Below are 22,390 nucleotides of genomic sequence, written 5' to 3'. Positions count from 1 at the left end.
TCCATGACGACACCCCCATTCGAGCCCTTCACCGACCGGGACATCGCCATCGTGTCAGCCCAGTTGGGCAGACCTGCCCGCAACGTGATCGGCATTGCAGCGCGCTGCGTCTGCGGGGCGCCGACCGTGGTTGCAACAGCACCACGGCTGGCAGACGGCTCGCCGTTTCCGACGCTGTATTACCTGAGCCATCCCGCCGCGACGGCGGCTATCTCGCAACTGGAAGCAACGCATGTGATGGTCGAGTTCGGCGAGCTTGTCGAGGCGGATGCTGCGGTGCGCGAGCAATACGCATCCGCTCACGCCGCGTACCTGGCCGATCGCGAAAGCATTGAGTTCGTCGAGGAGATCGCAGGATTCTCGGCCGGAGGCATGCCAACGCGAGTGAAGTGCCTGCACGCACTTGCTGCGCACGCACTTGCGGCTGGACCGGGAGTGAACCCGATCGGAGACCGCTCGCTGGAGCGAGCGGACTGGTCGCCGGACATCTGCCGTTGCCCGGACTACGGCGTCGACTGAGTCGGCATGGGCATCGGCCGTCGTGTGACCGTGTGAGGCGGCTCAATTTCTGGGCTGCTGGCTGTGGGGGTAGATTGAACTGATACTTTTTCTTTGAGGAGACGCTCTACTGTGCCCAAAATCCTGATCGTCGGCGGCGGATACGCCGGTTTCTACACGGCCTGGAAGCTCGAGAAGTGGCTGCGTAACGGTGAGGCAGACGTCACGGTCGTCGACCCGCTGCCGTACCTGACCTACCAGCCATTCCTGCCCGAGGTTGCCGCCGGCTCTATCGAGCCGCGTCATGCTGTCGTCGCTCAGCGCCGACACTTGAAGAAGACCACGGTGATCACCGCCAAGGTGACCTATGTGAACCATGCCGAGAAAAAGGCGACGATCACACCCGCGCTCGGTGAGCCGTGGGAGTTGGAGTACGACATCGTCGTGATCACCGCCGGCGCTGTGAGCCGCACGTTCCCGATTCCGGGCGTTGCCGATCAGGCGATCGGACTGAAGAACATTGAAGAGGCCGTCGCCATCCGCGATCGCGTCTTGACGAACTTCGACAAGGCTGCGGCGTTGCCGCCAGGCCCGGAGCGCGAGCGCCTCCTGACGTTCGTTGTCATCGGCGGTGGCTTCGCGGGCATCGAGATTTTCGGCGAATTGCGCTCATTTGCCAGCGCGCTGCTGTCGAGCTATCCGCAATTGTCGTTCGAGGAGACGCATTTCCACCTAATCGAGGCGATGGGCCGGATCATGCCGGAGGTGTCGCTGCCGACCAGCTATTGGGTGATCAAGAATCTTGCTCAGCGCGGGGCCGAAATCCACTTGGAAACGCAGTTGACCAGCGCCGTCGACGGTCGGATCGAGTTGTCGACGGGGGAGAGCTTCGATGCAGACCTGATCGTTTGGACGGCCGGGGTGATGGCGAACCCGAGCATCATCCGCCACACTGACCTGCCGATCGAGGAGCGCGGGCGCCTCAAGGTGCGCGCCGACCTGCGAGTGGGAGACGAAGACGACTTCATTCCAGACGCGTGGGGGGCCGGCGACGTCGCTGCTGTTCCCGACCTTTCCGGCTTCGGCGTCGGCGGGTACTGCGTGCCGAACGCACAGCATGCGGTTCGCCAGGGCAAGACGCTGGCCAAGAACATCGTCGCGACACTGCGGAGTGAGGGCGTACGCGACTATTTCCACAAGCCTGCCGGCGCGGTAGCCGGTATCGGCCTCGGTATCGGCGTGTTCCAGAAGGGCAAGCTCGGAATCACGGGATTGCCCGCTTGGGTGATGCATCGCGGCTATCACGGATTGGCCATCCCCAGCTGGGAGCGCAAATTCCGCGTGTTCTGGGGTTGGTGGAATAACCTGTGGCTCGGCCGCGACATCGTGTCGCTTGCCGCGACTCTCGAGCCGCGCGCCGCATTCGAGGAGTTCGCGTCGCGTCCGAAGCCGCCGGCTGCGGCTGCTGCCGCTCCGGCAGTCACTGCGAAGGCGCCGGTTAAGGCGAAGAAGGATGCCGCTGCGGAGAAGGTGATCGCAGCCAAGTAGGCCGCGAAACACGTGTCAGTCGAGGGGGTCCATCCGCGGATGGACCCCCTCGGCTGGTCTGCGACGGATGCCCACTGGTCCCGTAGCATGGAGCAGCACGCCCCCGTAGCCCAATGGCAGAGGCAGGCGACTTAAAATCGCCACAGTGTGGGTTCGAGTCCCACCGGGGGTACCTTTACCGGGTCCACGCTCGCCGGGCGCTCAGCGCAATGCGGGCGCGATGTAGCGTTGCCACAGCCACGCGGAGATGCTGATGGCCGCGAAAACGAGTGTGCCGATCGCGAGTGCCAGTGTTCCGGTTCGATGTGTTGCGAGGTCCTGGATCGGGACCAGGATGGCGAACAACAGCGTCTCGATTGCGATCGCGATCAGCAGCCAGATGCCCCGCGACCAGCGCAGGATTGCGCGGCCGGGGAGTGAACCCAGTGGCAGCACCAGCACCGCCGCCGATCCGACGGCCAGGAGAACGGTGGCATTCACGAACTCGGAAACGAACGCCGTAGTCACGGTGTCGGCGCCCGGCAGGAGATCCAGTACCAGCCAGCCGAGCGCGGCGAGAACCGCGAGCGAGCCGAGCTGCAGTGCCGCCAGCTTGCCACGGACGACCGCGGAGCCCGTGACCACTGTGACGACGACGATTACACCGTAGAGCAGCGTCGGCTGCAGTTGGAGGACCCTGCTGAAGGCGGATGCCGCGGCCACAAGCATCAGTGAGTAAGGCGCGAATGCTGCGGTCGCGGTGGTTCCTGCTGCACGTCGAGCGGCGAGCAGCGGTACTCCGATGGCGACCGCGCCGACGACGCCGAGCGCCAGGAACACGGCAGGAACCACGCGGAAGTACGCATCCGCTGTCGCGATCGGGCCGGCGAACGTGATCAGCGCAGTCGCGTAGAACGCTGCCGCAGCGGTGGTCACCCACGGCGGTGGCGTGCGCAGTGCCGGGGCTTGGTCGTATTCATACCTGCCACGGTTGCGCCCGAACAGCCGGAGCGGATAGATCGCCGCAGCCCTGCCGGCGTCCGCGCGCGCGCCGGCCACCGCGCCGGCGAGCAATCGTGCTGGAATCACCAATAGCGCAAGGGCGATCAGGGCCAACAACGCTGCGGGAAGCCAGGTCGACAACGTGTCGAGCCCTGACACGGAACGAACGGCGGCGGTGAACGGTGTCGTCGTCAGCGGGACCACCTGCGGTGCGGCCGGCGGCTGTGCTGCACCGGGCGCGGGCGGACTGCCGGGCGACGGCACGGTGGTCCACGGCGGCGCCTGCACTGTGGCGGACCCGCCGGGGGCGCCGGGTGAGGAGGGCGGTGCGGATGGCAGCACCGGGTTGGACGACGTTGAAGACGGCCCCGACGCTGGCCCCGACCCCGGCGGTGCTGAGGTGGTCACCCGAAGGCTTACCGCGGCACTGGCCGCGCTGGTGTTGCCTGCAGCATCTTGCTGGAGGGCGGAGATCGTGTACGTGCCCGGTGTCAGCGCCGCTCCGACGCAATGCCAGGTGCCCGCGTTGACTGCCGTCGAGCACAGCTGTTGCGAGCCGTGCGGCGTCGATGCCCATACCGTGACCTCGGCGCGGTCTTCGCCGACGCCGGAATAGACGGTCCTTCCATCCGATGCGATCGTTGAGCCTGTCGGAGGTGACGTCAACGTCGGGGCGATCGGTGCGGTCGCATCGAAGATCAGCGGCAACGGCGCGCTACTGTCAGATTCCCGACTACCGAATCCGGTCGGCCCGACCTGGCTGGCGCTGACCGCATAGCGGCCGTCGGCGAGCTTCGCGTCGAGCACGCATGCCCAGTTGCCGTTCGCGTCGGCCGCGAAGCTGCAGGTGGCGCCGGCGGAGTGCGCTCCACTCACTCGCGCGGTCACGACGGCGCCTGGGTAGCCCGTTCCGTGCACGAGGCCGTTGCTGATCACTCCGCCGCTGCCCGACTGGATGGTCGGTGGCCCCAGGGCGGTGACGATTGTCGTCGCGGTCAGCGCGGGGTCGCCGGTCACAACGGCGCGAAGCGTTACCGCGGCGCCATTCGGCAGGCTCACGGCGGCACAGCTCCAATGTGCACCTGCGGCAGCGACGATGCAGGCAGGGTCATCGCCGGCATCACCGACGAAGAGTTGGATCTCGTCACCGGGCGATCGCGTTCCGGACACCGTCGCGCTGCCGGATCCGATGAACGCGCCAGTCGCGGGAGAATCGATTGTTGGTGCGGCCCCCACCGCAACCGCGTCCGTCGCGCCCTCGGCGTTGTCGTTGCGGTCCGCTGACTTCGACGGCATCGCAGTCGGCTCCGAGGTCTGAAACGGTTGCGTCGTACTCGGCGCAGCAGAGGCAACCGCAGTCGGTGACGGCTGCTGGCTCTGCCCGTTCGCGTGCGCTGCTGGCGCGAACGCAAGAGCGAGACCCGCGATCATCAGGGCTCCGGCAATTGCCCCGATCGCTCGCGTCAACCGAGTGCGCCGAAGGTCCCCCGCAGCATGCCTGTGCACTATACCGACTATTCCACGTGTCAATGCCGCGGATGTCAAACCGGACTCGCGCAATAGTGCATACTTAACAACTGGGTCAAACGACCCAGTTGCGGTTGCCCGCAATCATTTTCCGCACGCTCAACGCCGAGCTGGAGGTCCCGTGCCGCGCATCCCCGCAGCTGAACGTCGATCCGCCCTCGTGCGCGCGGCCATGCGCGTCGTCGCGGAGCGCGGCGTCTCCGCTGCGACAACGCGCGCGATCGTCGCAGAGGCCGGGATGTCGCTTGCGAGCTTCCACTACGCGTTCACCTCGCGCGACGAACTGATGGGCGAGCTCATCAACTGGGCCGTCGACCAAGAAGAGCACACGATCGCGTCTGCGCTCGCCCCGGCGCCCGTGCCGGTGCCCATGCGCGACGCCATCCGGGCGGGGCTCGAAGAGTACTTCATCGGCGTGCGGCAGGACCCGCAGCGTGAGAAGGCGATGTTCGAACTGACACAGTACGCACTGCGGTCTCCGGGCATGGAAGAACTGGCGCAGCGGCAGTACCGGCGCTACTACGCGCTCGCCGAATCGACGCTGAAGATTGCGGCAGACAAGAGCGGTCAGTGTTGGACGCGCCCGCTCGCCGAGATCGCGGCTGCGCTCATCGCACTGACCGATGGGTTGACGATGTCGTGGCTTGTCAACCGTGACGACGAAGCCGCCGCGGCTCTGATGGATTTCGCGGCGGATGCGCTCGCTCGCCTTGCCGCAGACCCAACACAACTACCGAACACCTTGAGACGATGAGGTCCTGATGAGTACGACAGCAGCACGTGCAGCCCTGTTCGCCGAGCCCACCCGACGGGTCGGCGGGCGCTGGATCGCCTTCTTCGCCATGGCGTGGCTCGGCATCTGGATGGCGCAACTCACGCCGGTGCAACTGCTACTGCCCGCGCAGATCCAGGCGCAACTGCATACGACCGAGTGGGTGCAGAACGTCGTCGCGTTCGGAATCATCTCGGGGATCTCCGGGCTGTGCGCGGTCGTCGCCTTTCCGCTCACCGGGGCACTGTCCGACCGCACGACCAGCAGATTCGGCCGACGCCGACCGTGGATCGCGATCGGCGCGCTTGTCTTCGCGCTGTCGCTGCTGATCCTCGGCGCACAGACCACCATGGTCGGCATCGGCTTGTTCTGGTGCCTTGCACTGACGGGCTTCTGCATTCTGACGGCGGCGCTGACAGCGACCATCAGTGACCAGGTGCCGGTGGACCAGCGTGGTTACGTCTCCGGCTGGCTGAGCGCGCCGCAAGCGATCGGCACGATCCTCGGCCTCGTGCTCGTGATGACCCTGTTCACCGGCACCTTCTTCGGTTATGCCGCGATGGCCGTTCTCCTGCTGGTGCTCGTGCTGCCGTTCCTGCTGCTTCCGGATGCCGTGTTGTCGCGTGACCTGCGCACCGCCATGTCGATGCGAGGCATCCTCGAAAGCCTGTGGATCAGCCCGCGTCAGTATCCGGATTTCGGCTGGACGCTGCTCAGTCGCATCCTCGTCAATTTCGGCAACGCGTTCGGCACGACGCTGCTGCTGTATTTCCTGGAGTTCGGCCTGAACGACAAAAACGCGGAGAACGATCTGATCCTGCTGACCCTCATCTACATGGTGTTCGTGATCGCCGCGGCGCTCGGCTTCGGCAAGCTCTCCGACCGGCTGGGCAGGCGCAAATCGTTCGTCTTCATCGCGTCGACCCTGCAGGCCATCGCCGCGCTGATGCTGGCATTCGTGCCGATCTTGCCGGTCGCGATGGTCGCCGCGGGCATCCTCGGCCTCGGCTACGGTTGCTTCCTCGCCGTGGACCAAGCGTTGGCGACCCAGGTGCTTCCCGACCCGGCCGCTCGCGGCAAGGACCTCGGAATCATGAACATCGCCACGGCGGTGCCACAGGCGCTCGCCCCCCTGCTCGGCGCGTTCGTCGTTCTCGCGCTGAACGGATTCACGGGGCTGTTCATCATGTCCGGCGTGTTCGCCTTTGCCGGCGCCCTCGCGGTCTCTCGAGTGAAAGCGGTGCGCTGATGAGAATCGACCTGTCGGAATCCGCCGGCACGTTCGCCTGGGAACGGCCAGAGCGCTATTGGCCGAGCCTGACCGCCGCGACGCGTGAGCTCGACCCGCCGCTGGCGGTGCTCGAATTGGACGCGCTACGCCATAACACGCACGACATGCTGCGCCGCGCGGCGGGCAAGCGCATCCGGGTCGCGTCAAAATCGGTGCGTGTGCGCGACGTTCTCGATGCTGTGCTGGCAGTGCCCGGCTACGGCGGAGTGCTCGCGTACACACTGCCCGAGGCGCTGTGGCTGGCGATGGCGAGTGAGCACAACCCGGCGATCGAAGACGTCGTGGTCGGCTACCCGACGGCAGACCGAGCAGCGATCCGCCGCCTCGCCGGCTCGCCGGAGTCCGCCGCGCGGGTGACGGTGATGGTGGACTCGATCGCGCAACTCGACTTGATCGATTCCGTCGTCGCTCCGGACGCGCGGGAGAGCATCCGGGTCTGCCTTGAATTGGACTCGTCGTGGAACTCCCGCACGCTCGGCCACCTCGGCGTGTGGCGATCTCCGATCCACAGCCCGGATGACGCGCGCTCACTCGCCGCACAGATCGTCGCCCGACCCGGTTTCCAGCTAGTCGGCATGATGGGCTACGAAGCGCAAATCGCCGGGCAGGGCGACCAGCCGGCGGGCCGGCCCGCCTGGGGAGCGACCGTGCGCTGGATGCAGAAGAACTCAGAAGCCGAATTGCTCGAACGGCGTGCCGCAGCTGTGGCGGCAGTTCGCTCGATCGCCGACCTCGAGTTCGTCAACGGCGGAGGCACCGGTTCACTCGAATTCACCTCATCGGATGACTCTGTGACCGAGATCGCAGCCGGCAGCGGCCTGCTCGGCGGTCACCTGTTCGACAATTACCGCTCGTTCCGACCTGCGCCGGCGGCCGCGTTCGCACTGTCGGTCGTGCGCAAGCCGAACGATCACACCGTGACGGTGCTCGGCGGAGGCTGGATCGCATCCGGACCGCCCGCCGCCGACCGGATGCCGCAACTCGCGTGGCCGGCCGGACTCACGATGGTGGCTCGCGAAATGGCGGGCGAGGTGCAGAGCCCCTTGACGGGGGCAGCGGCCCCGGCGTTGCGACCCGGCGACCGGATCTGGCTCCGGCACACGAAATCGGGGGAGTTGAGTGAACACGTCAACGAATTCCAGCTCGTGGAAGGCGGAGTGATCGTCGGAACGGCTGCAAGTTACCGTGGCGAAGGCAAGGCATTCCTGTGACGGCGACGGGTGCGGTCTGGCGCAATTGGGGCCGGAGCCAGAAGGTGCGACCGGTACGAGTCGAACGACCGTCGAGCGTCGAAGCCGTGCAACGGGCGGTTGAGGCCGCGCGGAAGCAGGGTCTTACCCTCAAGGCGGTTGGCGCGGGGCACAGCTTCACCGGAATCGCGGTGGCGCCCGGCGTGCAGCTCGACCTCGACGATCTGAGCGGCATCGTCTCCGTCGATCGACAGCTCGGCCGCGTCACACTGGCAGCCGGAACTCGACTATTCACTCTCGAGCGTCTGCTCGAGCCGTTCGGGCTTGCCATGGAGAACATGGGCGACATCGACCGGCAGTCGATCGCAGGCGCCACATCAACTGGAACGCACGGCACGGGAGGACGCTTCGGCGGCCTGGCCACGCAGATCGTCGCCATGACGCTCGTCACGGGCAACGGCGAACTACTGCGCGTCAGCGAGACCGAAAACGCCGAACTTTTGCCCGCCGCACGGCTCGGGCTCGGGGCCCTTGGCATACTGGTCGACCTGACGATTCAGTGCGTGCCTGCTTTCCTGCTGCACGCCCTCGAACGGCCGGAACCGCTCGGTGCCGTCATCGACGCCTACCTGCAACGCTCCGAAGAGGAGGACCACTTCGAGTTCTACTGGTTTCCGCACACGGACACGGCGCTGACGAAGACCAACACGCGGCTGCCGGCAGACGTGCAAAGGCATCCGCTTGGTCGCGTGGGACGCTTCATTGAGGACGAGCTGCTGGCAAACGGGCTGTATCGCGGCGTGTGCCGCGCCGGCACTATCGTGCCGGGAATCATTCCGCCTTTCAATCGAGCGGCGCAGCGATTGACGGGCAATCGCGAATTCACGGATGCGTCTCCCCGCGTTTTCGTGACCAACCGCACCGTGCGCTTTCGCGAGATGGAGTACGCACTACCGCGTGAGGCCGTGCCTGCCGCGCTGGCCGAGGTTCAGTCATTGATCGCATCCCGTGGCTGGCGCATCTCCTTTCCCGTGGAGGTGCGCTCGGCAGCGGCCGATGAGAACTGGCTGTCGACCGCCTATGCGCGTGACAGTGGATACATCGCCGTGCACCGCTATCTGCACGAGGATCCGACCGAGTATTTCCAGGCGGTCGAGGCGATCATGGTGGCGCACGACGGCCGACCGCACTGGGGCAAGATGCACAATCGCGATGCGGCGGCTCTGCGGCGGGCTTATCCCCGGTTCGACGATTTTCTGGCCGTTCGCGACAATCTCGACCCGGACCGTGTGTTCGAGAACCCGTATCTGCGCACGGTGCTCGGCGCGTAGGCCGGCCTGACGCAAGACCACGTTGCACCGGCTGTCCCCCGAAGGCGGGTAGCAACCAGGTGAGGATAACTTGACCTCGCACTCTGTGCGCTGCCAAGATTCAACTGCGCGAATGCTGTGAAGTTACTGAGAGAAGCTCAACAAAGAGAATCTCAACACGACAACTCAACGTAGCGACGGCGCGACGCTCCTACTGACCGTCAGCGGATCTTCGGGCTGCCCGCAATACAGACCCCGCTGCCACCCGTCCGACCACGGGTGGCAGCGGTCGTTCCTCCCACGAACGAGCCTCTTGTCTACTTGATCCGGCCGCGTCACACTAAAGATCAGGGAGGCGTGAGCGTGAGCGCGTTGGCAGGGGCTATGCGCTCGGAGTGGTCGATGCCGGATAGCAGGTGGCCGCACGGCATGGTGATCGAGATCGACAATCACGATCACCGCATCTGCGAGTTGCTCTGGGCGCGCGATAGTTACCATATTGCGCAGGGATCGGATGATCTGCCGCCTGCGCTGTGGCCGGAGCCCACTATGCCGCCGGAGAACCATCCGGCCGCGGCGCTGCGACGGTCCTGGGCGCCGGTCTGGCGGCGACTGTGGGCGGCTGCCCTTGCCTGGTATGCGACACGCGACGGCGACGTCAACCTGGCGTCACATGCTCTCGCTGCCGACGAGCACACTGAGTTCGAGCAGTTGGCACGCGCGCTGGATCCGCCTTCGTGGTTCGATGCCGTCGGAACGGACAATTTCGACACGCTCGCGTTCGCACGCTGGGACGAGGATTCTGTCAATCTGTTGTTGAGCGCGCACGAGATCGGAGAGCCGGAGGACGCTGTGCTGGACAGCGTCGTCGCTGCGTGGCGGCGTGGCCTGGCGAGGATTGTCGAGATTCCGACGATCGGCGAGTATACGAGGGTGCTCAGTGAAAACACACTCCTCGTCACGGCGGCGACCCGAAGCAATCCTGGCGCCTACGACCGCGCGTTGAACGCATTCTGTGCTCGTCCGTGACCCTGTACGCCACGGCAGTTGAACGCCGTACCCACAAGGTGGGACGTCACGGAGTGCGCCGGCGCAGGGTGATGGAACCGAGCACGATAGCGCCGACCGCGTATGCGCCGATGATCAACAATTCACCGCCGATGTACGCGGCGTCATGGGTGTTCGCGGCCACAGCGTTCAGTGCGTCGATCGCGTGGGACAGCGGAAGCCAGTCGCTGATGATGTGCAGAGCATCCGGCAACTGATCGCGCGGCAGAAAGATGCCGCCGAGCAGGATCTGCGGGAACACGATCAACGGCATGAACTGCACCACCTGGAACTCGGTGCGCGCGAACGCACTGGCGAGCAGGCCAAGTGTTGTGCCGAGCACGGCATCGCTCACGGCAACGGCCAACAGCAGCCAGATCGAGCCCTTGATGGTCAGGCCGCACACCCACACCGCGAAACCAACCGCCAGCGCGCTTTGCACGACGGCAAGCAGGCCGAACGCGAGCGTATAGCCAAGGATCAGGTCACCCTTGCCCATGGGCATCGACAGCAGGCGCTCGAGCGTGCCGGTGCGCCGTTCCCGCAACGTTGTGATGCTCGTCACGAGAAACATGACGATGAACGGGAACAGGGCCAGCATCGCCGGCCCGATCGTGGCGAACACCGGCGTGTCTGTGAAGATCCATGCGATCAGCCCGATCAGCAGGCTGGGCACGAGCACGAGCAGTCCGACTGTGCGCGGGTCGTGCCTGATCTGATTCAGCACGCGGCCGGCCGTGGCCAGTGTGCGACGCGCGGTCATCGACTCGTCTCCGCGCTGCCGCGTGTGATCAGTGCGAGAAAGGCGCCTTCCGCGTCGGCTGCCCCCGTTGCCGCCAGCAGACCGTCCGGCGTATCGTCCGCCAAGATGTCACCACGACGCATGAGGAGCAGACGATCGCACCGGGTTGCCTCATCCATGACGTGACTGGAGACGAGCAGGCTGGTGCCGGTCGCTGCGAGCCGGTGGAAGAGTCCCCACAACTCCACGCGCAGAACCGGGTCGAGGCCGACCGTGGGTTCGTCGAGGATGAGCAGCTCTGGGGTGCCGAGCAGTGCCACAGCGAGGGACGCGCGACTGCGTTGCCCGCCGGAGAGGTTGCCGACGAGCGACTTTGCGTCCTCGCGCAGGTCCGTCTCTTCGAGCACTCGGTCGACGTCGGATGCGGGGGCGCCGACGATCCGCCGAAAGTAGGCGAGATTCTCCCGGATCGTGAGGTCGTCGTACACGCTGGCCGCTTGGGTGACGTAGCCGACCCTGCGGCGAAGCGCTGCCGAGCCTGCCGAAGAACCCAGGACCGTCACCTGGCCGGATGCGACGTTTTGAACACCGACGATGCAACGCAGAAGCGTCGTCTTTCCGCAGCCGCTCGGGCCGAGTAAACCGACGACCAGGCCGCTCGGCACGCTGAGATTCAGCCCGTGCAACACGCTGTGTCGTCCGCGGCGCACGTGCAGGTCGAGCACTGTGATCGCGGCGTGACCGGGTGGCACGTGCGGCGTCATCGCGACGTGCGCAGCATGGTGGCGGTGAGCGGATGCATCCACGAATCCGAGCCTACTGGCGCGCGACCGCCGTCGGGTTCGGAATCGTTGCTCGGAATCGTTGCTCGGCATCCACGCTCGGCATCCACGCTCGGCATCCACGCTCGGCATCCACGCTCGGCATCCACCCAATGGTTGCTTTGAGTGTGGTGAGAAGCCCGTGGGAGTGATCATTGCGCTGGGTAGGATGAACGGGTGTTCTGTAGTCGCAGGCACTAGTCAAGGAGTATGCCGCCATGGATTGGCTTATCCCCGTCATCATCATTGTCGTGATCCTTCTGATCATCGGCATTTACCTGTGGGCCACCTACAACTCACTGGTCACGTTGAATGTGCGCGTGGATGAGGCTTGGAGCGACATCACGGTGCAGCTGAAGCGACGCGCCGATCTGATCCCGAACCTGATCGAAACGGTCAAGGGCTATGCGGCGCACGAGCGTGGCGTGTTCGAGGACGTGACGAAGGCGCGGGCGGAGACACTGTCTGCGCAGGGGCCGGCAGACGCATCCGTCGCCGAGAACCACATGCAGAGCGCTCTGAAGAGCATCTTCGCCGTCGCTGAGGCATACCCGCAGTTGCAGGCGAGCCAGAACTTCTTGCAATTGCAGGCTGAGCTGGTCGACACCGAAGACAAGATTCAGGCGTCGCGCCGGTTCTACAACGGCGGCGTGCGGGAGCTGAACACCAAGATCAAGGTGTTCCCGAACAATATCTTTGCGAAGCGCCTTGGCTTCGCCGCCCGCGACTTCTTCGAGGTGGCAGACATTGCCGCTATCGCAGAGCCGCCGCGCGTGCAGTTCTAGCAGACTCAAGAGCTTCGATGTATCGGGCAATTGCGCGCAACAAGCGCAACACCGTGTTCATTTTGATCTTCTTTCTGGCGGTCATCGGGGGGCTCGGCTGGCTGGCGAGCGTGATCTACAACTCGCCGACGATCGTGATTCTGACGCTCGTCATCGCGACCGCATACGCGGTGTTCCAGTACTTCGCCGCCGGCAGTCAGGCATTGATGATGTCCGGCGCGGTTGAGATTCAGAAGACGGACAATCCGCGACTGTGGAACACGGTGGAGAATCTGTCGATCGCGACCGGCACGCCGATGCCCCGGGTTTACATCGTCAACGACCCCGCGCCGAACGCGTTCGCAACCGGTCGTGATCCGCAGCATGCATCGGTCGCCGCAACGACCGGCTTGCTCGATCTGATGGACAACGCCGAACTCGAAGGCGTCATGGCGCACGAGCTCGGCCACGTGCGCAACTATGACATCCGCGTGTCGATGATCGTGTTCGGGTTGACCGTCGCCGTCGGGTTCATCGCAGACATGTTCCTGCGGATGGCCTTCTTCGGTGGTCTCGGTGGACGCGGCAACAACAACAACGGCGGCGGGGGAGGCGGCAATCCGATCGTGCTGGTGTTCGGTCTCGTCGCCATGATCGTAGCGCCACTGGTCGCTTCGCTGGTGCAGATGGCGATCTCGCGTCAACGTGAATATCTGGCGGACGCAACGAGTGCGATGACGACGCGCAACCCGCAGGGGCTGGAGAGCGCGCTGCAGAAGCTGGCGGAATACGGCAGGCCGATGCAGAGGCAGAACTCGTCGATGTCGCACCTGTGGATTTCCAACCCGCTGCGGCCCAGCCTGATGGGGCGTTTGTTCAGTACTCACCCGCCGATCCCAGACCGGATCGAGCGGCTGGAAAAGATGGGCAGCAGCTTCTAAGCGGAGTGTCGCAGTTCGGCGGTCAGCTCCGTTGCCAGGTTGCCGCGTTCTGCAACCGTGATCGAGTCCAGGCCCTGCCAACTCGCGGTGTCGCGCAGCAGCGACGCGATTCGTGGAGCGGCATCCGTGGGCGCGCCAGGTTCTTGCCACGCGGCTTGTACGCGCAGGACGCCGGCATGACGGTCGTTCTTCAGATCGACGCGGGCGACGATGCGGTCATCCAACAGCACCGGCAACACGTAATATCCGTAGACGCGCTTGGGTTTCGGCGTGTAGATCTCGATTCGATAGTGGAAATTGAACATGCGCAACGCTCGTGCCCTCTCCCAGACCATCGGATCGAACGGGGAGAGCAGAGCGGATGCGCTCACCCGCCTGGGTAGGCGGGCGTCGCGGTACAGCCACACCGGCAGCGGGGCTCCCCGATGATCCCAGCCCGGAACGGTGACCGGGACAAGCTCGCCGGCGTCTTCGAGGTCGCGGATAGCGGCGAGTGCCGGTGCCTTCTTGAGGCGATAGTAGTCGGCCAGGTCGGCAAGCGTGCCGATACCGTGCGCGCGCGCCGAGCGTCGAATCAGCTCGCGGATCGCATCCGCCTTGGAGACGTGTTCGTTGAGTACGGAATTGGGCAGCACCTGCTCGGCAAGAGCGTAACGACGTTCGAAACGCGTTCGGCCCGCCGTGGTCACCTCACCCCAATCGAAAAGTGTTTCGAGTCCGGCCTTGACATCTGACCAGCCCCACCACGGACCGCGCCGTTTGTTGGCGTCGTGTTCGATCTGGCTGGCGGCCAGAGGGCCTTTTGCGGCCAGCTCGTCACGCAGCCACTGCAGCATAGATGCGTTGTTCGCCGCCCACGAATCCGGGTTCTTCAGCGCGTCGTGGCGGTAGAAATCCATTTTCCAGCGCAGCAGAGGCCATGTTTCAAGCGGGATGATCGCCGCTACGTGCGCCCAGTACTCGACATAGCGGCCTTTCGCCGCGAACGTGAGCCGGTCGAGGAGTGTTTTGTCGTAGCCGCCGAGACGGGCGAACACAGGCAGATAGTGGCTGCGCTCGAACACGTTGACCGAGTCCAGCTGAAGCAGGCCCAGCCGCTGGATGAGCAGGTTCAACTGCCGTGATCCGACCGTGGTCGGATGCTCGCCGCCGAACCCTTGTGCCACCAGGGCAACGCGCCGTGCAAGTTCGGGACTGATCGTGTGCCTCATAGATCTCGCAGACTACCCTGAACCTCCGACATAGACTGTGCGGATGACGGATCGCGGGGGAAGCAGTAGTCGGTCACGGCCGCCAGCGCAACGCAATCGCGATCGATTCGGGTTGGGGCGGAAGCAGACAGAGCCGGAGGACTTACCGAGCGTCGAGGAGTCGCTGCCCCGCGGCATCCGCATCGCAGGGGCGTGGTCCTGGCGACTACTCGCAATAGGCGCGGTCATTGCTGTGCTGATTTTCCTGGTGATCCAGCTGCGGCTGATCGTGATCCCCGTGCTCGTGGCGATTCTGCTGTCTGCGCTGCTGGTGCCGGTCGTCGATTTTCTGACCAGGCACCGCTGGCCGCGCTGGTCGGCGATCCTGATTGCCATGGTCGGGATGATCGTCATTGTCGGGGCTCTGGTATTCGTCGTCGTCGTTCAGATTCGAGGCGAACTCCCTGCACTGCAGAGGCAGAGCCTTGCGGCGTATGACAACTTCAGGGATTGGCTCGCCAGGCCTCCGCTGAGCTTCACGGATGCCCAACTGAACGGTTATCTCGCGCAGGCCTGGGCCGCGCTGCAGCAAGACAGCCAATTGCTGATCTCTGGGGCGGTCTCCATCGGCTCGACGTTCGGGCACCTGCTCGCCGGAATCTTCCTCACACTGTTCAGCACGCTGTTCATGCTGATCGACGGCAAAGGCATCTGGTCGTGGGTGGTGCGCATCTTCCCGAAAAAGGCTCGACCGGCGGCCGACGGCGCGGGAAAGGCCGGCTGGGGCACGCTGCGAAACTTCGTGCGGGTGCAAATCCTCGTCGCATCGATCGATGCTGTGGGCATCGGCCTGGGAGCGTTCTTCCTCGGTCTGCCACTCGTCGTCCCGATCGCCGTGCTTGTCTTCCTCGGCTCGTTCATCCCGATCGTCGGCGCCGTGATCACCGGCGCGCTGGCCGTCGTCGTCGCCCTCGTATACAACGGCTGGGTCGCGGCGATCATCATGCTGGCGGTCGTTCTGGCCGTGCAACAGCTTGAAGGGCACGTGCTCCAACCGCTGATCATGGGGACGGCCGTGAAGGTGCACCCGCTGGCGGTCGTGCTCGTCGTGGCGGCCGGATCGCTGCTCGCCGGCATCCCCGGCGCGCTGTTCGCCGTGCCGCTGGCTGCCGTGCTCAACGTGATGGTGCAGCACGTTTCGAGCGGCGCATGGCGCATGACGTCGGCACCGCCCTCCAACTCCGAACGTTATCTTCTCTGGCAGACGGTGCCCGTCCGACGGCGCGGTCGTCGCCGGTGATGCCCACAGCGTATGCCGTCGAGCGTATGCCGTACCAAGCATGTTCGCGCCCATAGACTGAATCAATGCCGGTCTCGACGAAAACACCCACCAGCCAGTTCAGCGGACCGAGTCTGGCCGAGATCGAAACTGCTCGAGAGATCGTCTCGAAGGTGGCGGAACCGACACCTTTGGAAAGCTCACGCTATTTGGCTGAGTTGCTCGGTGTTCCGGTCTACCTCAAGTGTGAGAACTTGCAGCGCACCGGGTCATTCAAGATCCGCGGAGCGTACAACCGGATGGCCAAGCTCACGGAGGAAGAGCGTCGTCGCGGCGTCGTCGCGGCGTCTGCAGGCAACCACGCCCAAGGGGTTGCGTTCGCGGCGCGCGAACTCGGCATCAAGGCCACGATCTTCATGCCGCTCGGTGTCGCGCTTCCGAAACTTCAGGCGACCCGCAACTACGGCGCCGATGTCGTGCTACGCGGCAGCAGCGTCACAGAGCCGCTCAATGCCGCCGCCGAATTCGCTGCCGAAACCGGCGCTGTCCTGATTCCTCCGTTCGACCACCCGGATGTCATTGCCGGGCAGGCAACGCTCGGCTTGGACATCTTTGACCAGCTCCCTGAACTTGGCGCGGTCATTGTTCCTGTCGGTGGCGGGGGCCTCATCGCCGGCGTCGCGAGCGCGGTCAAGCAGCGGGCTGCAGCTGCCGGCAGGACCATCAAGGTCATCGGCGTGCAGGCGGAGAACGCGGCCGCTTACCCGGCTTCACTCGCAGCAGGTACAGCGACCGACGTCCGCATCGGGGCCACCATTGCAGATGGCATCGCCGTCGGTAGGCCCGGTGAACTCAACCTGGCGATCGTGCGTGAGCTGGTTGACGAAATCGTCACCGTCTCCGACGATGACACGGCTCGCGCCCTGCTTGTTCTTCTGGAACGCGCCAAGCTCGTTGTCGAACCGGCTGGCGCTGTCGGTGTTGCAGCGATCCTCGCAGGCAAGGTGCATGCAGAAGGACCGACTGTCGCCATTCTGTCCGGCGGCAACATCGACCCGTTGCTCATGCAACGGATCATCAGCCACGGTCTGGCGGCGTCCGACCGCTACCTGACACTGCGTATCATGCTTCCAGACTTACCCGGTCAGCTGGCGCGCACGTCTGAGCTCGTTGCACAGGCCGGCGCCAACGTGATCGAGGTGCTGCACACTCGTCATGGCCACGGCCTGCAGATCAGCGAGGTCGCCCTCGAACTGAGTGTTGAGACCCGGGGATCCGAGCATCGCGATGAAGTTGTGCGCCGGCTACGCGACGCCGGCTACGACCCGATAGTCGAACAGGACTGATGCCCGGTTTGTGGTGACTTCCGGCTACTGGCCGGTCCAGGTCTCGACGTTGGTGACGACAGCGGTGATTTCACGCCCGTTCGGCGCTGTGTAGCTGGTCGTGGCTCCAACCTTGAGCCCGAGGATTGCGGAGCCCAAGGGGCTTTGCTCGCTGTAGACAGGAAGATCCCGGCCGCCGGCGATCTCACGACTGCCGATGAGGAACCGAGTGCTGTCGCCGGCAATCGTGGCGGTCACGACCGTGCCGGGTTCGACGATGCCGCGGCTCTCCGGCGCCGAGCCGACCTTGGCGGTGCGCAGCAACTGTGTCAGTTGCACGATGCGCGCTTCCTGAACTCCCTGCTGGTCTTTCGCAGCGTGGTAGCCGCCGTTCTCCTTGAGGTCGCCCTCTTCGCGCGCCGCCTCGATCTTTTTCGCGATCTCCTCACGTCCGACGGTACTGAGGCTCTCCAGCTCATCGCGGAGGCGGTCGTATGCCTCTTGCGTCAAAAAGGTGACCTGAGTGTCCTGCGACATGCTGAACTCCTGAAGAAATGCGTGAATGGGCGGGCCTACGATTGACGCCCCGACGTATCCGTCAGGGCGTATCGCAATAGCTTAGGTCAGCCAACAGGAATCGACAAACCCCGCCTGGGACTGTTGCGTGGTGAGCAGCGTGTGCGTGAACGTGCGTGTGCGCTCGGCAGACGCGGGGATCTCGACGATCTTCCAGCCGACGATCGTGAAATCTTCTGTCTGCGCGTCGATGGCGCACGCGATCGCGTGATTCGCAGGCCCGGTGACCGTGAATGAGATCTCAGCATGATGAGCGTCTGTGATGTTGCTGCCTGACACCTCCGCCGTGACGCTGCTGGTGGCGGCGGGTGCACTGCCGGGGCCGGCCCAGACATACCACGCGATGACCGCGGCGGCGCACGCGAACAGCGCTCCGGCGAGCCACCAGACGCGACGCGGATTGTGCGGCGTGCGTCCGTAGCGCGTGTCGAGCCGGTCCTCGGCATCCGCCAGTTGGGCCACAGAGATTTCTCCAATCGCGGCCGGCTCCCGATGGTCGTGAGCATGGAGGCGACCGATAGTCTTGAGTACTAGATTACGACGAGATTCGTGACCGAAGAGCCCGAACGATGAACCCTCGAACGATGAACCTCCAAACAGCGAAACCCCGAACAGCGAAACCCCGAACAACGAGACCCCGAACAGAAACGGTGACCAAGCGGTGACACAGCGACTGATGGCGGTGCATGCGCACCCCGACGACGAGTCGAGCAAGGGAGCCGCCACGTATGCGTACTACGCACACCGCGGCGTTCAGGTGCAGATCGTGAGTTGCACGGGCGGCGAACGGGGCGACGTGCTCAACGATGGCCTTGAGAATCGTGCCATGGCCGAGCGGGATCTGCCCGGACTTCGTCGGCTCGAGATGGCGGCGGCGCAGGCTGTCATGGGTGTCGATCACCGCTGGCTCGGCTTTCAAGACTCCGGCATGGCCAGGGAAGACGGCACGGTTCCGCCGAACTCGTTCGCGGACATCCCCCTTGAGATCTCCGCCGAGCCGCTTGTGCGATTGATCCGCGAGTTCAAACCCCAGGTACTCGTGACCTACGACGAGAACGGCGGATATCCGCACCCAGACCACATCCGTTGCCACGAGGTGTCGCTCGAGGCATACCGGGCCGCAGCAGATCCCGCGCGCTACCCCGGCGATGGAGAGCCGTGGCAGGTCTCCAAGCTCTACTATGACCGCATTTTCAACGCACAGCGGATGCGCAGCGTCTACAACCTCTTGAAGGAAACGGACCCTGAGTCTCCGCTTTTGGAGGAGTTCACGAAGATGCGTCGCTGGGCGGACGACAGCCCGGACCTGGCGACGACGAAGGTACCGAGCGGTGACTTCTTTCCGGCCCGCGACGCAGCGCTGCGCTCACACGCGAGCCAGGTGTCGCCGGACAGCTCGTTCTTCTTCTGGCCGGACGACCTGCAGTTGCGGGCGTGGCCATATGAGGACTACCAACTCGTCGATTCCAAGGTGGAGACGACCATGCCGGAGAGCGACCTGTTCGCCGGCATCGAGGACGCGGGCATCGAGGGCGAGGCATGATCGGCACCGTGTTGCGTGGCTGGGAGGCGATCTCGACGCGTTGGGCCCAGGGGGTGTCGACGGCGACATCCACCCCGAGCCCCGCGCCCAAGGTGCCGAATGCAGACCTTGTGACCCCCGGGGTGTGGGGGTTCCTCGTCATCTTTCTGATCGCCATCGTGACGATCCTCCTGGTGATCGATATGACCAGGCGGATCCGCCGTACGCGCTATCGCGAGGAGATCGCCGCAAAGCTCGATGCTGAAGAGGCCGCGGCACGGGACGGCAGCGACGAGAACTGACCCTCAGCCGTTGTAGGCGGGCGCGAGCGCGATCAGTAGGACCGCCACCCAATGACACATGAACGCCAAGACGGTCAGCGTGTGGAAGATCTCGTGGAAGCCGAAACGGCCCGGGAACGGGTTCGGCTTCTTCATGCCGTAAATCACAGCGCCCGCCGTGTACAGCAGACCGCCGACGATCACGAGGATCATCATCGGGGCGCTTGCGGCGAACAGATCGACGATGTACATCATGGCGCCCCAGCCAGTGCCGATGTACAGGGCGACGTACAGCCAGCGGGGCGCGCCGATCCAGAAGACGCGGAATGCGATGCCGAGCACGGTCGTGCCCCACACGACGGACAGTAGCAGGATGCCTTTGCTCGGCGGCAGCGCAAGCACGGCGAGTGGCGTGTACGTTCCGGCGATCAGCAGGAAGATGTTCGCGTGGTCGATCCGCTTGAGAATGGCCTTGGTGCGCGGTTTCCAATTGAAGCGATGGTAGAGGGCGGAGTTTCCGAACAGCAACATCGATGTCAGCATGAAGACCGCGCAAGCCCACTTCGCGGCTGGGCCGTCGGCGACGCTGATGAGCACAATGCCGGCCGCGATCGACAGCGGGAAGGTGCCCGCGTGGATCCAGCCGCGCCAGGTTGGTTTGACCTCGCCCTGGGACGCCGTTGCGCGCGTCGTGCGCTCGGGATGGCGGACGGCGGGCGCAGACATGGTGCAACAGTACGGCAGCGCGCAGGGTGCGCGCTGGGAGTTTCAACACGGTAACGTAGCGATGTGAGAAAGCGGAAGGTACCCCTCGGCAGGGGCTTTCTCTACGGCATCTACCAGAACCGCCTGCGACGCAGTCTCGACGGTGAGAACCTGCCGCGTCATATCGCAATGATCATCGACGGCAATCGACGGTGGGCGCGGCAGAGCGGCATGGACCGGGCCTCGCACGGCCACCGAGCGGGTGCCGCGAAGATGCGCGAGTTCCTGGAGTGGTGCGACGACCTCGGCATCGCAGTTGTGACCCTGTATCTTCTGTCGTCCGACAATCTCACCAATCGCGAAAGCGAAGAGATCGCCGATCTGATCGAGATCATTGCCGAGCTCGCCGAGGAGCTGTCGCACTACCGCGATTGGCGGGTGCAGCACGTCGGCTCGATTGCCGGATTGCCGGAGCCTCTCGTTGCGGCGCTGAAGGCAGCCGAAGCCCGCACGAAGTCCAAGACTGGGCTGCACGTCAATCTCGCGGTCGGGTATGGCGGTCGAAAAGAGATCACAGATGCGATGCGCAGCATCGTCGCTGAGCATCACGCTGAGGGTCGCAGCCTGGAGAATCTCGCCGAGCGGCTGACCCCCGACATGATCGGTGCCCACCTGTACACCGGAGGCCAGCCCGACCCTGACCTGGTGATCCGCACCTCTGGCGAGCAACGGCTCAGCGACTTCATGCTGTGGCAGAGCGCGCACAGCGAGTTCTACTTCGTCGAGGCACTCGGCCCCGACTTGCGCGAGGTCGACTTCCTGCGTGCCGTTCGCGACTATTCACGCCGCAATCGGCGCTTCGGGGGGTGAGATTGCGCGCATGACGACGATCGAAGCCTTCGCTTTAGGCTTTGTCGAAGATCCCGGGTATCTGGATTACGGCCGGGTCGGCCCGCTGTCCGCCACGGTCATGGCGGAGTTGCAGGGTGGCGTCGACACGCTCGGCAAGGCCCGTTTCGGCAGCGTTGCGCTGCTGCACGATGAGGCGGAACGGCTGCACGCGGCCGCGGCGAGCCTCCTGGGATTTCCGGCGGACCAGATCGTGACCCAGCCGAACACGGGAACAGGCCTCATGCATGCCCTGTTCGGTATCAGCGGGCCGGTGCTGATCTCCGCGGCGGAATTTCCAAGCATCACCCTTGCCGCTGCCAGGGCGGCAGAGTCGCTCGGCAGGCTGGAACCGGTCTGGATGCAATCGGAGCACGGGCGCGTCACTCCGGGCCAAGTCGCGGAACACCTCACCGACGACACGACGGCGGTCGTGGTCAGCCTGGTCGACTCGCGCACGGGTTACCTCACCGATATCGAAGGCATTCGTCAGGTGATCGGCGACCGCCTGCTGATCGTTGACGCAATTCAGGGTCTCGGCGTCGTCGACGCGCCGTATTCGGTTGCGGATGTCGTCGCATCCGGTGGCCAGAAATGGACGAGAGCGGGGTGGGGAACCGGCGTTCTCGCGATGAGCGAGCGAGCCATCGAACGCATCGAGCCCGTGTTCAGCGGGGCGAGCGGAACGGACGCGTTCGAGCCGTTCGACGAGATTTTCCCGCCTACCCGCGGTGCACGCGCGTTCACGCTAGCGAATGCGGATCGGCTCGCTGAGGCCGCGTTCGCCGCCGCGCTCGAGGAGATCAGCGAGGTCGGAGTTGCGGCGATCCAGGAGGCGGTGTCGACGCAGGTCGATGCCGTCATCGAGCTCGCAGACGAGTTCTCGCTCGCGGTCGCGTCGTCGCGCGACCCGCGGGAACGAGCTGGGATTGTGATCCTGGCTCCGGAAGCGGACGAGCTGACTCGACTGCGCGCAAGCCTGTTCAACCACGGGGTGACAGTCACCACCCGCGGCAGTGTCGTGCGCCTGAGCGTGCACGCGGTCACTGCCGACGAGACGTTGGACATGCTGCGCGGCGCGTTCACGGAGTTCGCTCGCGTCGGCTAGGACGCTCTGCCCGCCCGCTTGCCTGCCTTGCGGCACCGACATCCGCTGTTCATCAGCCTTCTGCGTGTCGATCCGCTGAATGCG

The 22,390-nt window shown here is 64.8% G+C and carries 22 protein-coding genes and 1 tRNA gene; 16 read left to right on the top strand and 7 right to left on the bottom strand.

Translation table 11 applies throughout. From position 1 onward, the window contains the following. The first annotated feature begins 3 nt into the window (after positions 1 to 3). The 3 genes from QU604_RS15195 (at position 4) to QU604_RS15185 (ending at position 2,218) form a co-directional block, all read left to right on the top strand. Positions 4 to 519, top strand: a complete 516-nt coding sequence (locus QU604_RS15195) for a DUF501 domain-containing protein (RefSeq protein WP_308465461.1) — start codon at positions 4 to 6, stop codon at positions 517 to 519. Positions 520 to 630: 111 nt separating this feature from the next. Next, complete coding sequence (locus QU604_RS15190) at positions 631 to 2,046, top strand: NAD(P)/FAD-dependent oxidoreductase (RefSeq protein ID WP_308465460.1); 1,416 nt, start codon at positions 631 to 633, stop codon at positions 2,044 to 2,046. Positions 2,047 to 2,145: 99 nt separating this feature from the next. Next, a tRNA-Leu gene (locus QU604_RS15185) sits at positions 2,146 to 2,218 on the top strand. A 29-nt stretch (positions 2,219 to 2,247) separates the two neighbouring features. Here the strand turns inward: QU604_RS15185 and QU604_RS15180 are convergent. Continuing rightward, positions 2,248 to 4,458 (bottom strand): Ig-like domain-containing protein, encoded by a 2,211-nt coding sequence (locus QU604_RS15180; RefSeq protein ID WP_308465459.1) that lies wholly within the window; start codon positions 4,456 to 4,458, stop codon positions 2,248 to 2,250. A 217-nt stretch (positions 4,459 to 4,675) separates the two neighbouring features. On the opposite strand from QU604_RS15180, the gene QU604_RS15175 reads away from it, so the two are divergent. The 5 genes from QU604_RS15175 (at position 4,676) to QU604_RS15155 (ending at position 10,146) form a co-directional block, all read left to right on the top strand. Continuing rightward, positions 4,676 to 5,308, top strand: a complete 633-nt coding sequence (locus QU604_RS15175; protein WP_308465458.1) for a TetR/AcrR family transcriptional regulator — start codon at positions 4,676 to 4,678, stop codon at positions 5,306 to 5,308. Between the two features lie 7 nt (positions 5,309 to 5,315). Beyond that, positions 5,316 to 6,575, top strand: a complete 1,260-nt coding sequence (locus tag QU604_RS15170; protein ID WP_308465457.1) for an MFS transporter — start codon at positions 5,316 to 5,318, stop codon at positions 6,573 to 6,575. Then, positions 6,575 to 7,828, top strand: coding sequence for an alanine racemase (locus QU604_RS15165; RefSeq protein ID WP_308465456.1), 1,254 nt, complete (start codon positions 6,575 to 6,577; stop codon positions 7,826 to 7,828). The genes QU604_RS15170 and QU604_RS15165 overlap by 1 nt, the downstream gene beginning before the upstream one ends. Continuing rightward, positions 7,825 to 9,138, top strand: a complete 1,314-nt coding sequence (locus QU604_RS15160) for an FAD-linked oxidoreductase, L-gulonolactone oxidase family (RefSeq protein ID WP_308465455.1) — start codon at positions 7,825 to 7,827, stop codon at positions 9,136 to 9,138. Before QU604_RS15165 ends, QU604_RS15160 begins: the two co-directional genes overlap by 4 nt. Before the next feature lie 342 nt (positions 9,139 to 9,480). Beyond that, positions 9,481 to 10,146 carry a hypothetical protein gene (locus QU604_RS15155; RefSeq protein ID WP_308465454.1) on the top strand — a complete coding sequence of 222 codons (666 nt, stop codon included), beginning with the start codon at positions 9,481 to 9,483 and terminating at the stop codon, positions 10,144 to 10,146. Positions 10,147 to 10,192: 46 nt separating this feature from the next. Here the strand turns inward: QU604_RS15155 and QU604_RS15150 are convergent, their stop codons facing one another. After that, positions 10,193 to 10,927, bottom strand: a complete 735-nt coding sequence (locus QU604_RS15150) for an ABC transporter permease (protein ID WP_308465453.1) — start codon at positions 10,925 to 10,927, stop codon at positions 10,193 to 10,195. Beyond that, entirely contained in the window at positions 10,924 to 11,670 is a 747-nt protein-coding gene (locus QU604_RS15145) for an ABC transporter ATP-binding protein (protein ID WP_308468936.1), read from the bottom strand. Before QU604_RS15145 ends, QU604_RS15150 begins: the two co-directional genes overlap by 4 nt. Before the next feature lie 275 nt (positions 11,671 to 11,945). On the opposite strand from QU604_RS15145, the gene QU604_RS15140 reads away from it, so the two are divergent. Beyond that, positions 11,946 to 12,512, top strand: coding sequence for a LemA family protein (locus QU604_RS15140; protein ID WP_308465452.1), 567 nt, complete (start codon positions 11,946 to 11,948; stop codon positions 12,510 to 12,512). Positions 12,513 to 12,529: 17 nt separating this feature from the next. After that, positions 12,530 to 13,432 carry a M48 family metalloprotease gene (locus QU604_RS15135; protein WP_308465451.1) on the top strand — a complete coding sequence of 301 codons (903 nt, stop codon included), beginning with the start codon at positions 12,530 to 12,532 and terminating at the stop codon, positions 13,430 to 13,432. On the opposite strand, the gene QU604_RS15130 is transcribed toward QU604_RS15135, so the two are convergent. After that, the gene (locus QU604_RS15130) at positions 13,429 to 14,643 is read right to left on the bottom strand and encodes a winged helix-turn-helix domain-containing protein (RefSeq protein ID WP_308465450.1); all 1,215 of its coding nucleotides are present in this window, start codon (positions 14,641 to 14,643) and stop codon (positions 13,429 to 13,431) included. The genes QU604_RS15135 and QU604_RS15130 overlap by 4 nt on opposite strands. Positions 14,644 to 14,686: 43 nt before the next feature. Between QU604_RS15130 and QU604_RS15125 the strand changes: the two genes are divergently transcribed. Both QU604_RS15125 and ilvA read left to right on the top strand, forming a co-directional pair. After that, on the top strand, positions 14,687 to 15,922 hold the full coding sequence (locus tag QU604_RS15125; RefSeq protein WP_308465449.1) for an AI-2E family transporter: 1,236 nt from the start codon (positions 14,687 to 14,689) through the stop codon (positions 15,920 to 15,922). 65 nt (positions 15,923 to 15,987) lie between these two features. Then, on the top strand, positions 15,988 to 17,247 hold the full coding sequence (gene ilvA, locus QU604_RS15120; RefSeq protein WP_308465448.1) for a threonine ammonia-lyase: 1,260 nt from the start codon (positions 15,988 to 15,990) through the stop codon (positions 17,245 to 17,247). 24 nt (positions 17,248 to 17,271) lie between these two features. Here ilvA and greA read toward each other — a convergent pair whose 3' ends face one another. Both greA and QU604_RS15110 read right to left on the bottom strand, forming a co-directional pair. Beyond that, on the bottom strand, positions 17,272 to 17,763 hold the full coding sequence (gene greA, locus QU604_RS15115) for a transcription elongation factor GreA (RefSeq protein WP_308465447.1): 492 nt from the start codon (positions 17,761 to 17,763) through the stop codon (positions 17,272 to 17,274). An 81-nt stretch (positions 17,764 to 17,844) separates the two neighbouring features. After that, positions 17,845 to 18,264 carry a DUF4307 domain-containing protein gene (locus QU604_RS15110; RefSeq protein ID WP_308465446.1) on the bottom strand — a complete coding sequence of 140 codons (420 nt, stop codon included), beginning with the start codon at positions 18,262 to 18,264 and terminating at the stop codon, positions 17,845 to 17,847. A gap of 214 nt (positions 18,265 to 18,478) precedes the next feature. Between QU604_RS15110 and mca the strand changes: the two genes are divergently transcribed. Both mca and QU604_RS15100 read left to right on the top strand, forming a co-directional pair. Beyond that, positions 18,479 to 19,345, top strand: a complete 867-nt coding sequence (gene mca, locus QU604_RS15105; protein WP_409350034.1) for a mycothiol conjugate amidase Mca — start codon at positions 18,479 to 18,481, stop codon at positions 19,343 to 19,345. Beyond that, on the top strand, positions 19,342 to 19,626 hold the full coding sequence (locus tag QU604_RS15100) for a hypothetical protein (protein ID WP_308465444.1): 285 nt from the start codon (positions 19,342 to 19,344) through the stop codon (positions 19,624 to 19,626). Before mca ends, QU604_RS15100 begins: the two co-directional genes overlap by 4 nt. A gap of 3 nt (positions 19,627 to 19,629) precedes the next feature. Here the strand turns inward: QU604_RS15100 and trhA are convergent, their stop codons facing one another. Beyond that, positions 19,630 to 20,331 carry a PAQR family membrane homeostasis protein TrhA gene (gene trhA, locus QU604_RS15095; protein ID WP_308465443.1) on the bottom strand — a complete coding sequence of 234 codons (702 nt, stop codon included), beginning with the start codon at positions 20,329 to 20,331 and terminating at the stop codon, positions 19,630 to 19,632. Positions 20,332 to 20,394: 63 nt separating this feature from the next. Here trhA and QU604_RS15090 point away from each other — a divergent pair, with 63 nt between their 5' ends. Beyond that, positions 20,395 to 21,180 (top strand): isoprenyl transferase, encoded by a 786-nt coding sequence (locus QU604_RS15090; protein ID WP_308465442.1) that lies wholly within the window; start codon positions 20,395 to 20,397, stop codon positions 21,178 to 21,180. 10 nt (positions 21,181 to 21,190) lie between these two features. Next, complete coding sequence (locus tag QU604_RS15085; protein ID WP_308465441.1) at positions 21,191 to 22,306, top strand: aminotransferase class V-fold PLP-dependent enzyme; 1,116 nt, start codon at positions 21,191 to 21,193, stop codon at positions 22,304 to 22,306. Positions 22,307 to 22,390 lie beyond the last annotated feature (84 nt).

This window comes from Rathayibacter sp. SW19, assembly GCF_030866825.1.
GTDB lineage: Bacteria > Actinomycetota > Actinomycetes > Actinomycetales > Microbacteriaceae > Rathayibacter_A > Rathayibacter_A soli.
The sequence above is the reverse complement of the archived record's forward strand: the minus strand, read 5'-3'. Positions and strand labels throughout refer to the sequence as shown.